We start from the raw sequence: 9,720 nt of genomic DNA on the forward strand, positions 1-9,720 counted from the left end.
AGTTTATCTGAGTTTGAGATCTCCGAGAGCTTTGCCCTGCCTTCCCAATCATCGAAACCTCCAGCTTAGAGCGGATGTACTCCCCGGCCCGTACAGGAGCATAGCGAGGGGGGTTTGCTGCATTCTGACATGTGGGCAGGCATTCAATCCAAGCCCCAGCCTGCTCAAAGGAAGAAACTGGAGACATAGCCGACATAGAGACAGGTGCTCAGCTTACTAGCGCAGGAGCCCCGCACTGTACCCGTAGGGTCAGTGTCGGGAGGAATGCGCTTTGATGAAGTACAATGAACTTATGAGCCAAGTCCTGACCATCTCCTGCAAACTCAAGGTGTCCCCGTCGCAAGCCGCTAAATTGGACGCGACGATGGATGCCTTTGTGCAGGCACTGAACTGGGTCAACCAGAACACGCCGGAGAAGATCGTCAATGCGGTCAAACTGCAATCCCTTTGCTACTACGAGATTCGCGCCCGATTCGGCTTGTCTAGCAACTTGGCCCAACAGGTCTGCAGACGGGTGGCCAGCGCCCGCAAAGTGGCGAGACAGCGCAACCGTCCAGTTAAAGAGTTCAAGCGTAGGTTCGTTACCTACGACGCACGCATCTTCTCGTTCCGTCAAAAAGACTGGACGGTGTCGCTGACCACGGTGGAAGGGAGAGAACGCTTTGAACTGGCCATTGGCAACTACCAGCGTGGGATGCTGGCTGGTTCCAACCCCAAATCTGCCACCCTGGTCAAGCGCAAAGATGGCTCCTACTACATCCAGATTTGCGTAGAGAAAAAGCCACCCAAGCAACAAGATACCGACAAGGTGATCGGGGTGGACTTTGGAAGGACAGATATTGCCCATACGTCAGAGGGGGACAACTGGAATGGACAGCAGTTGAACAAAGTCCGCGACCGCTACTCCCGGTTGAGGGCGGCACTCCAACGCAAAGCCAGTAAGGGCACCCGCAGTTCGCGGCGCAGATGCCGTCAACTGCTGCAACGGCTGTCTGGCAAGGAGAGACGCTTTCAGGCGTGGGTCAATCATCGCATCTCCAAAGCTATTGTCTCTAGGGCAAAGACCACAAACAGCGCTATTGCCCTGGAAGACCTGACAGGGATTCGGGAAAGGGTCAATCAACAACCCCGCAGCAAAGCCGAGCGGCGCAGGGCCAACAGTTGGGCGTTCTACCAACTACGCCAGTTTCTGGAATACAAGGCGAGGGTTGCAGGGGTTTCTCTGATTCTTGTTCCGCCTGCTTACACGTCGCAGACCTGCCACCGGTGCTTACACATCCACCCTGAGCAGGGTAAGTCCTACCGCAGTGGCAAGTCGTTCAAGTGTGGGCACTGTGGATGGGAAGGAGATGCGGATTTGAATGGTGCGAATGTGATTGCGCTCTTGGGGGCTGTCGTAAACCAGCCTAGAGGTTCGGGCCTGTTTTGTTCTCTGGTAGAGCAGAGCAGGCCCAGGGCTACTGAAAGCCCGCTCCGTACCGCTTAGCGGTCGGAGTCGGGTAGTTTACAACAGCTCCTACCCTACAAAGAGAACTTGCCCCAAGACTGTGTGGGCGGATACCCCCTCAAAGCCAGCGCCAGCTCAACCCCATATCCAAACTAGGGATATTCTTGCTTGGCCTGTTGCCAGAGGACTTCCAGCTCCTGGAAACTGCGTCCTTTCAGAAGGGAGCTTATGCCATCGCCGGGCAGGGATCCCGCTGGTTCCTGAGCCAGCTCTTCCATGCGCAAAAAACGGCGAGCAAAGCGCAGGTTGGTTTGGGTTAGAGCTTGGGCAGCATCCAAACCATACCAACGGCCCAAGTTGACCAGGGCAAAAAGCAGATCCCCCAGTTCGGCTTCCTGCCGAGTTGGATCGGGGGGATCCCTCTCCAATTCTCGACGCAGCTCGGCTTCTTCCTCGCGGATCTTGGCCCAGATCCCCTCCACCGTTGGCCACTCAAACCCTGCTCCCACCACTTTGCAGGAAATTTTCAGGGCAGCCATTAGGGGAGACAAACTTTGGGCATAGTGCAGCAGTTTTTGGCCAAGGCTTTGATCCGGTCGCTCCCTTTGCTTGATCTGTTCCCAAGAGCGGTGCAACTCCGGAAGATCTGCCATCACAGCATCCCCAAACACATGGGGGTGACGGCGGATGAGCTTATCGGCAATTCCCGCAGCCACAGCTTCCAGATCAAAGTGGTTCTGCTCGGCAAAGATCTGAGACTGCAACACCACCTGCAACAACAAATCCCCCAGCTCTTCGGCAATTGCTGCCGGATCCCCGGCTCGAATGGCAGCTACCGTCTCATACGCTTCTTCAAGAATGTAGGGGGTAAGAGACTCTGGAGTTTGGGCCCGATCCCAAGGACACCCGTCGGGAGCGCGCAACCGAGCAACAATAGCCGCCAAACGACTCATGTGTGAGCTAGAGGCGGAACGCTCCAGATAAAGGTGGGCAAAATGGCCCGTCGCTTGAGGATCCCAGCTTTGCAGCGTCAATGGGCCGGCCACCACCTCCAAGTCTTCTGTTAGCAACGTAACAGACTGGACAGGAGAACAGATCTGTTGCAAAACACTGCGCAGCTTCGCCAGATCCTGGCCCCCACAGCTTTTCAGCAGCAGGGATCCCTGCTCAGCAGCGAACCACCGAGCCAGAGCCTGTTGCCAGTTGGGCTGAAGACTATCCAGCGTTTGCAGCATGATCAAAAGGGTAGGCGCGGCCCAAATCCAAAAGGCGGCTGAGCTGCTCCAGATCGATGAAACTCAACTCCAAAAGGATCATCAGCAACGGCCCTTGCTGGCGATGCTGCAGCTTCTTGGCCAGGCTCAGTTGAGAACGGTCGATAATGCCCGTTTCCAATAGATATTCCTCAAGGGCTGGGGGGGGAATGGGATCTAGCATGGTCGTTTCGCAGCGCTGAAGTAAGGACGAGTATGAAAACTGAGAAGATAGCAAACCAATGTAACTATTCTTAACACTTCTACAGAATTTCGGCAAAGATCTGGCTGGTGCGTAGGCCGAAGGCGAGCTTGCTAAGCCCTGCGCCCACAGCTCCAGGACAAGAGAACCCCTAAATTGCCTCGGCAAATGAGGTTTCCGTATCCAAGGACACAAAAAATGGGTACCAAGAGTTCATGGTATGGTAGCAAATTGGCGATCAGTTGGCAGCACCCCGAAAGGCCGACTGCTTTTTCTTTGTGGGAAAAACCAACTCACCTTGCAAGATGTTACCTTTTTATCTCGTTGAGTCCTCGTGCTTGATAAAAATCTTACAACAATTCTTCGGGGATCCAATCTGTTCGGCTCCTCTGGGATCTGCCCTAATGCTGTCATCCTGCTCGGGTTCGGTTTTGGGCATACATCGTCCTACGTTCAGCTAAGCTAGAGACACTTGCCACATGGACTCCCGTTATGTCTGAAGCCCAGGGTTTACTGCCAGTGGGGGCAACGGTTCAAGTGGTGGAGATGCCTCCTTACCTAAAAACGGCTGACCCAATGCCGATGTTGCGCCCGGCCCATTTGATCCGCTTGCACGAACAAGGGGTGATCCTGCAGCGGCGGCTGTTGGGCACCTACAGTGTGCAGTTTGCCAATGGCATCTTTCTCATAGACGGAAAATATCTCGCGCCGGTGGGATCCCTGTCCTGACACGCCCATCTCTCCTCCGAGCCAGCTGGATGGGTTTGCCGGCCTTTAGAACCTTTGGGAGCTGGCAGCTTTCTGCAGAAGCGAGCCTTCAACTGGCCGGCGGACTTTCGCGATAGCCTGAACCGCGGCTAGCCGCTTCTGACGCTTCAGCGAGCTCAGTTGCTTATTCCCGTCAGCGGTGTCGAAGTAGCTGACAGACCTGCCCAGCTTTTGGTAGCTGGTTTTGCGATCTGCCACCGCCGCGCTGTAGAGGGCTCAGCACATCCGCCCCCAGTGGTGCAAGAGTTTTTCTTGCTGGCGACTGGGATAAAGCTGGGCCGCGGCAGCGTTGCGTAGCCACAAAGTGAGGCAGGGGGTTACCCTGCCATAGGGTGCCAGTCCGCTGCGCTGAGACTGGAGACTGCCGCGCATCAGGTTAACTCATGTTAATTTGGGGGCGTCTTCCTCTTCCATCCTGCGATCTCTATGAGCATTCAACTTCCTCGCTGGCTAGAACTGGCCTTGCCTTTCTTTCATCCTGTGCTGATGATTTTGGCGTTTGCGCTGGCCCTGTATGCCCTTTACCTGGGTCTGCAAGCGCGACGGGTGCGCACTGCCTCGGCAGAAGAACGCAAGGAGCTGATCAAAGGGAAGTTTGGTCAGCGGCATTTCCTCGCCGGATCCCTGTTCTTGGTGTTGATGGTGTTCGGGGCGCTGGGCGGCATGGGGGTTACCTACCTGAACAATGGCAAGCTGTTTGTTGGGCCTCACCTGCTGGCTGGGTTGGGCATTGTGGCCTTGGTGGCCAGCTCTGCGGCTCTAGCACCGCTGATGAAAGACGGGCAAAAGGTCTGGGCGCGTAATGTGCATGTCCTATTAAACGTGGTGATCCTGGCGATCTTGGGTTGGCAGGCGGTGACCGGCTTTCAGATTGTGCAGCGCATCGTCAACCAAATGCTGACCACACCCCAGGTGGCTTAATCTCCCCGAAAGACCCATGCAACCCTGAACAGGGCTGAGCTTTGGGAGGACTTTGTCCCGCTGGTGCGAGCCGAGAAGTCCGTCGACCCAAAGACTTCGGCCTCCCCTTTTCGGAACCCAGAGCTTCATCATGTCAGAATGGCAGAGCAGGCGCTGCATCCTTCGGCTGTAGAGGGGCGCAGTCTTGTTGCCGATACCCAGTTAACGCAACGGTTCTCCCTATGTCGGTTAGCCCTCTTCCCAGTTGGGTCAAGCGTTCCATCGGCAAAGCCAGCGAGACTTCAGCGGTGCAGCAGGTGATCAAGCAGCGGGGCCTGCACACCATTTGCGAAGAGGGGCGCTGCCCAAACCGAGCCGAGTGCTACAGCCAAAAAACCGCTACATTTCTGTTGATGGGAGGGATCTGTACCCGCGCCTGCTCTTTTTGCCAGGTGGCCAGTGGACGGCCCGCACCGTTGGATCCCACAGAGCCGGAGAAAGTGGCCGAGGCGGTTGAGCTGCTGGGGCTCAGCTATGTGGTACTCACCTCGGTGGCCCGCGACGATCTGCCCGACCAGGGATCCGGTCGCTTTGTGGAGGTCATGGAGGCAATTCGGCGGCGCTGCCCCGGCACCCAGATCGAGGTGCTCACCCCCGACTTTCGCGGGGATCGCGAGTGCATTGCCCGTGTGGTGGCTGCCCAGCCTGTCTGCTACAACCACAACATCGAAACGGTGCGACGCCTCTCCCAGGCAGTACGGCGCAGCTCCGGCTATGACCTGTCCTTGCGGGTTTTGCGAACGGTCAAGGAGCTGAATCCTGGATTACCCACCAAGTCTGGGCTGATGCTGGGGCATGGGGAGACCCGCGCAGAAGTGCTGGAAACTTTCCGGGATCTGCTGGCGGTGGGATGCGATCGTCTGACTCTGGGGCAATACCTGCAGCCTTCCTTGGCCCATCGCCCTGTGGAACGCTACTGGACTCCGGAGGAGTTTGCCGAGCTGGGCCAGATAGCCCGCCAGATGGGGTTTCGCCAGGTGCGCTCAGGGCCATTGGTGCGCAGCTCCTACCACGCTGCCGAAATGGTTGAGAACTAGGCCAGGGAGCTTGGCAGAGAGGCTGTGCAGTCTGTCATAGCCAACCTTTCCCGTCCGATCAAGGCACGAAGGCCCGCTTCCAGGCCGAACGCTCGGGCTGCAAACCGGCTGAGCACCTGTGGCGCCAGGGATCCCAGGCGATACAGGCTGACCCCCGCCACCAGACCCGGCAAGAGGCCGTTGCCCCAGCCTCCCCACAGCCAGGAACTTACTCCTTCTGCTAGCAGCAGCAAAGCCCCATTGAGCAGCAGCGGTCGCCACAGCCCCTTCCACAAGACCCTCCGGGGCAGGTGCAGCCGGATCTCCAAGCCCAGCAGCCAAAGACCATCCAGCAGCGGGGCCAACAGCAAATCCAACCCCAGCGGAGCTAAGCCCACCCCCATCCCCTTGCCAAGGGCGAAAATCCTGCCCCATTGCTCCACAAAGGGGGCATGGTGCTGCCACTGTTTTTCCAGAATCTGGGCCTGAACCCGGTCCAGCCGCTTCAACACATTCAAAGCCAGGAGGGATCCCGCCTCGGTTTGCAAAATCTGCAGAATTCGCCCCCGCAAGGCTTCAATTTGGGGTGCAGGCCGTTCCCATTCCAAAGTAATGCGGCCATCCGGCCAGTGGGTGCGGACTTTCAGAGGTTTTGGGCAAGCGGCCACGGTCAAAATCTCTTGCGGCGATACCCAGCCTAGGTGGCGGCTGATCTGGGCACAAATGGCCTGCAACTCCGCTTCGGAGTAGAGATCGCATTTGTTCAACACCAGCAGGATGGGTTTGTGCAGGGTGCGCAGCTCCGAGAGAGCTTGGTATTCCAACTGGGTCAGGTCGGTGGCGATGACAAACACGATCAAATCCGCCGAGCGGGCCACATCCCAGGCCAACTGTTCGCGGGCTTCTCCTTCCACTTCGTTCAAACCCGGAGTATCCACCAGCCTCACCCGCCAAGGGATCCCCGGCCCCGGCTGCCACAGCAGGGATTGGGGCTGCTGAGTGACCCCATTGAGGGGGCCCACCTTCAATCGCTCCTCGCCGGTTAGGGCGTTCAGGACGGCCGACTTGCCACGGTTGACCAGCCCAAACACCGCAATGGAAAACAGCCGCGCGGTGAGGCGCTTGCGCAAAGTGGATAGAGCCCTGAACTCCGGTTGTAAATCCCGACGGCTGGCCAGAGATTGCCAATGATCCCAGCACCTTTGCAAAACGGTTTCGGCTTGGGTCAAGGGAGTGGTCATAGACAGGGGCAATGGACTAACCCTCACTCTAGAGGGAATTGCCCCTCAGGGCTAGCCGTTTCTCCCCCCCAGCGTGGGGAATCCAAACCCCACAAAATAGGGCATGATCACCCTAGGGTTCCGCCGAATCTCCTATGCTGTACCGCCTTCCCCAATCTCTGAAATGGCTTCGTGTGGGTGGATCCCATCGTTCTAAGCAAGAGCGCCAGATCGTGCGCAGCCTGCTGGCCTTTGCTGGGGCGCTGCTGGTTATGGATGTTGTGCTTCTGAGCGCCCTTCGCTAGTCCAACTTGGCAAGCCCATCGTTAGGTGATTCCGAACAAGTCTAAGTCTGAGGCATTCCTCTAGCACTGCTACAGGCAAGCACTCCCAGCCCCTTGCCCATTATGAGGAGAGGGGATCCCAGAATTGGCAAACAGTTGCACTGCAACTCGAAATAACCCCAACCCGATCAGAGGGTGGGAAGGGTTTTCCAAGTTACCAAGTTGCCTGTCAGGCAACTGTTAATTGACCAGCAAAAGGCTAGCTGGGATCCCTTGTGCTGCGAGGGCAAGCCGCCGGGGATGGGGGCCGGATCGGGAATAATGGAAGCGGCCCAAGCCGGGAGAGCTGGGTTTTCTCCGAGCTGAGGTCGTTGTCTTCCTTCTCTTGAGGCCGGCTATGGTTTTGCAGGAGGCGGCGGGCGTGCCCCGCATCAACGCGCGCGAGTCGGATGTTTTCGACATTTTCAACCTGAAGCATTATCTCGGCCCTAACCCCTATCTCAGTACAGCCGCTTTCACCTTCGACTTTGCCCTTACCCAGTGCCCACAGCCACTGCCCATCGATGTCTACCTGTCCAAGGTCTGCTTCTACTTTCCCCAGTTGCAGGAGGGATCTTATCCTTCCTACGCCCACTTGTTTGCCCGGCTGGTGACGGAGGTGAACCGGTTGCAGATGGATCTCCACTTGCAGCGGTGGAGCTGTCATCCGTTTTCAGAGTATGTGCGCATCGCGGTGCAGACCTTACATGGCCGTACCACTCGTGCTGCGGTCTATTTTGCTTGGGATTGGCTGGAAGCCATCACCCAAGGACAGCCCTTCGATTTTGAAGGGGAGATGCGCCGCCTGCAGCAATTGTTTCGCGACTCGGTGTACGGCGGGCCGACGGTCTATGCCCTCTTGCGGGCTGCTCACGAACGCGGGATCCCTACCTACTACCTATGGGATGAAGGGGTGATGCAGTATGGCTATGGTCGCAACCAGGTGCGAGGGGTGGCCACCACCTTTCACTGCGACAGCCATCTCGACTCTGACTTCACCACCCGCAAAGACGATTGCAAAGCCTTTCTGGCGGCGCAAGGGTTCCCCGTGCCCCAGGGAGAGGTGGTCGCCTCTTTGGCAGAAGCTTTGCAGCAAGCGCAAGAAATCGGCTATCCGGTGGTGCTCAAGCCGGTGGCCGGCCACAAGGGGATAGGGGTAACAGCAGGCATTCAAACCCCAGAAGAACTGGCCTTTGCCTACGAGGTAGCCGTGGCAGCCCTTCCCCCTGAGGAGCCCATCCGACTGATCCTGGAAAAGCATCTGCAGGGCACCGATTTTCGCCTGTTGTGTGTGGGAGGCCGCTTTGTGGCGGCCACGGAACGACGCCCCGCCTCGGTGACGGGAGATGGCCGAAGCACCATCGGGCAGCTCATCGAGCAGGCCAACCGGGATCCCGCCCGTTGGGATACCCCCACTTCTCCCCTAGGGCCGATCCAATGGGATGAGACAATGGAGCGCTTTCTGGCGGAGCAGGGCTTGACAGTGGACAGTGTGCTGGAACCGGGGCGGACGGTCTATCTGCGCAAGGTATCCAATCTCTCGGCGGGAGGAGTGAGCCGCGATGTCACGGCCACCGTCCATCCCGACAACGTGGTTTTGGCCCAAACCATTGCCCAGCAGTTCTCGCTGGTGTGCTTGGGCATCGATGTCATTGCCCCCAGCCTGGAGCGCTCCTGGAAGGAGGGATCCCTGGGGATCATCGAGATCAATGCTGCGCCAGGTGTGCTCATGCACCAAAAACCTGCCATTGGCGCGGGAGTGGATGTGCCGGGGGCAATCCTCGACCATCTGTTTCCCAAGACGGCCCGCATCCCGATTTTGACCTTCAACCGCCTTACCCTGGCGGAGGCGCACACCTTGGTGGAGCATATTTTGTCCCACCGCCCCAACGCATGTGTGGGATCCGTCTGTCGGGAGGGCGTGCTGCTGAACCACAGCTCTAGACCCCTGCAGGGCAGCCTCTTTCGCCAGGTGAAAACCCTGCTGCGCCATCCCCAACTGGATCTGCTTTTGGCGGAAGCCGACGAAGAGACCCTGGAGCGGGAGGGCTTGGCCTACGAAGGCAGCGATCTGGTGGTGCTGCGGGATCCCTCCGATCAAGAGCTGCAAACCCTGAAACGGGATCTCAACCCCGGCGGCGCCCTCTTCCTGCAGCGGGGATCCACCCTAACTTTGACGGTGGCGGGCCAGGCGGAGCGATTTGAATTGCCGGGGACAGACCTTCAGATGGGGATCCTGCTGCGCTCCATGACCCTGCGGATCATCTGCAGAACCATTAGCCAGATGCTGAAGAACTGGTCTGGCTGAGGGGTTTTGGATTTTCTTCAGATTCTTGTAAAAGGGTAGGCAAAACAAGGGATCCCTGCTGGGGAAAAAGGCCGGCCAGCCAGTCAGCTAGAAATCGCAGGAGCCCCGCACTGTACCCGTAGGGTCAGTGCCGGGAGGAATGCGCTTTGATGAAGTACAATGAACTTATGAGCCAAGTCCTGACCGTCTCCTGTAAGCTCAAGGCGTCCCAGTCGCAAGCCGC

Annotated in this window: 9 protein-coding genes; 6 read left to right on the forward strand and 3 right to left on the reverse strand. The window is 57.9% G+C overall.

All coding sequences use genetic code 11. The features are described from left to right. Positions 1-292: 292 nt before the first annotated feature. Positions 293-1,486 (forward strand): RNA-guided endonuclease InsQ/TnpB family protein, encoded by a 1,194-nt coding sequence (locus ACVWZJ_RS00885; protein ID WP_457393984.1) that lies wholly within the window; start codon positions 293-295, stop codon positions 1,484-1,486. Positions 1,487-1,599: 113 nt separating this feature from the next. Here ACVWZJ_RS00885 and mazG read toward each other — a convergent pair whose 3' ends face one another. Then, entirely contained in the window at positions 1,600-2,400 is an 801-nt protein-coding gene (gene mazG / locus ACVWZJ_RS00890) for a nucleoside triphosphate pyrophosphohydrolase (RefSeq protein ID WP_457394001.1), read from the reverse strand. A 262-nt stretch (positions 2,401-2,662) separates the two neighbouring features. Beyond that, positions 2,663-2,884 carry a DUF2949 domain-containing protein gene (locus ACVWZJ_RS00895; protein ID WP_041436895.1) on the reverse strand — a complete coding sequence of 74 codons (222 nt, stop codon included), beginning with the start codon at positions 2,882-2,884 and terminating at the stop codon, positions 2,663-2,665. 510 nt (positions 2,885-3,394) lie between these two features. Here ACVWZJ_RS00895 and ACVWZJ_RS00900 point away from each other — a divergent pair. The 3 genes from ACVWZJ_RS00900 to lipA all read left to right on the forward strand — a co-directional run bounded on the left by ACVWZJ_RS00900 (position 3,395) and on the right by lipA (position 5,667). Beyond that, positions 3,395-3,631, forward strand: a complete 237-nt coding sequence (locus ACVWZJ_RS00900) for a DUF3148 domain-containing protein (RefSeq protein WP_011429589.1) — start codon at positions 3,395-3,397, stop codon at positions 3,629-3,631. Positions 3,632-4,096: 465 nt separating this feature from the next. Then, a complete protein-coding gene (locus tag ACVWZJ_RS00905) occupies positions 4,097-4,591 on the forward strand; it encodes a DUF4079 domain-containing protein (protein WP_011429588.1) in 495 nt (164 codons plus the stop codon). Between the two features lie 221 nt (positions 4,592-4,812). Continuing rightward, positions 4,813-5,667, forward strand: a complete 855-nt coding sequence (gene lipA / locus ACVWZJ_RS00910; protein WP_011434441.1) for a lipoyl synthase — start codon at positions 4,813-4,815, stop codon at positions 5,665-5,667. On the opposite strand, the gene ACVWZJ_RS00915 is transcribed toward lipA, so the two are convergent. Next, positions 5,664-6,887, reverse strand: a complete 1,224-nt coding sequence (locus ACVWZJ_RS00915) for an Era-like GTP-binding protein (RefSeq protein WP_011434442.1) — start codon at positions 6,885-6,887, stop codon at positions 5,664-5,666. The two genes, lipA and ACVWZJ_RS00915, sit on opposite strands and share 4 nt — an antisense overlap. 134 nt (positions 6,888-7,021) lie before the next feature. Between ACVWZJ_RS00915 and ACVWZJ_RS00920 the strand changes: the two genes are divergently transcribed. Further along, a complete protein-coding gene (locus ACVWZJ_RS00920; RefSeq protein ID WP_011429585.1) occupies positions 7,022-7,171 on the forward strand; it encodes a hypothetical protein in 150 nt (49 codons plus the stop codon). Positions 7,172-7,547: 376 nt separating this feature from the next. Beyond that, positions 7,548-9,497 carry an acetate--CoA ligase family protein gene (locus ACVWZJ_RS00925; RefSeq protein ID WP_011434445.1) on the forward strand — a complete coding sequence of 650 codons (1,950 nt, stop codon included), beginning with the start codon at positions 7,548-7,550 and terminating at the stop codon, positions 9,495-9,497. Positions 9,498-9,720 lie beyond the last annotated feature (223 nt).

The sequence above is a fragment of the Thermostichus sp. OS-CIW-29 genome, assembly GCF_054058195.1.

Coding starts and splice junctions, on each gene's coding strand:
- ACVWZJ_RS00885 (WP_457393984.1), top strand. CDS start 293: ATGAGCCAAGTCCTGACCATCTCCTGCAAACTCAAGGTGTCCCCGTCG.
- mazG (WP_457394001.1), bottom strand. CDS start 2,400: ATGAGTCGTTTGGCGGCTATTGTTGCTCGGTTGCGCGCTCCCGACGGG.
- ACVWZJ_RS00895 (WP_041436895.1), bottom strand. CDS start 2,884: ATGCTAGATCCCATTCCCCCCCCAGCCCTTGAGGAATATCTATTGGAA.
- ACVWZJ_RS00920 (WP_011429585.1), top strand. CDS start 7,022: ATGCTGTACCGCCTTCCCCAATCTCTGAAATGGCTTCGTGTGGGTGGA.
- ACVWZJ_RS00900 (WP_011429589.1), top strand. CDS start 3,395: ATGTCTGAAGCCCAGGGTTTACTGCCAGTGGGGGCAACGGTTCAAGTG.
- ACVWZJ_RS00925 (WP_011434445.1), top strand. CDS start 7,548: ATGGTTTTGCAGGAGGCGGCGGGCGTGCCCCGCATCAACGCGCGCGAG.
- ACVWZJ_RS00915 (WP_011434442.1), bottom strand. CDS start 6,887: ATGACCACTCCCTTGACCCAAGCCGAAACCGTTTTGCAAAGGTGCTGG.
- ACVWZJ_RS00905 (WP_011429588.1), top strand. CDS start 4,097: ATGAGCATTCAACTTCCTCGCTGGCTAGAACTGGCCTTGCCTTTCTTT.
- lipA (WP_011434441.1), top strand. CDS start 4,813: ATGTCGGTTAGCCCTCTTCCCAGTTGGGTCAAGCGTTCCATCGGCAAA.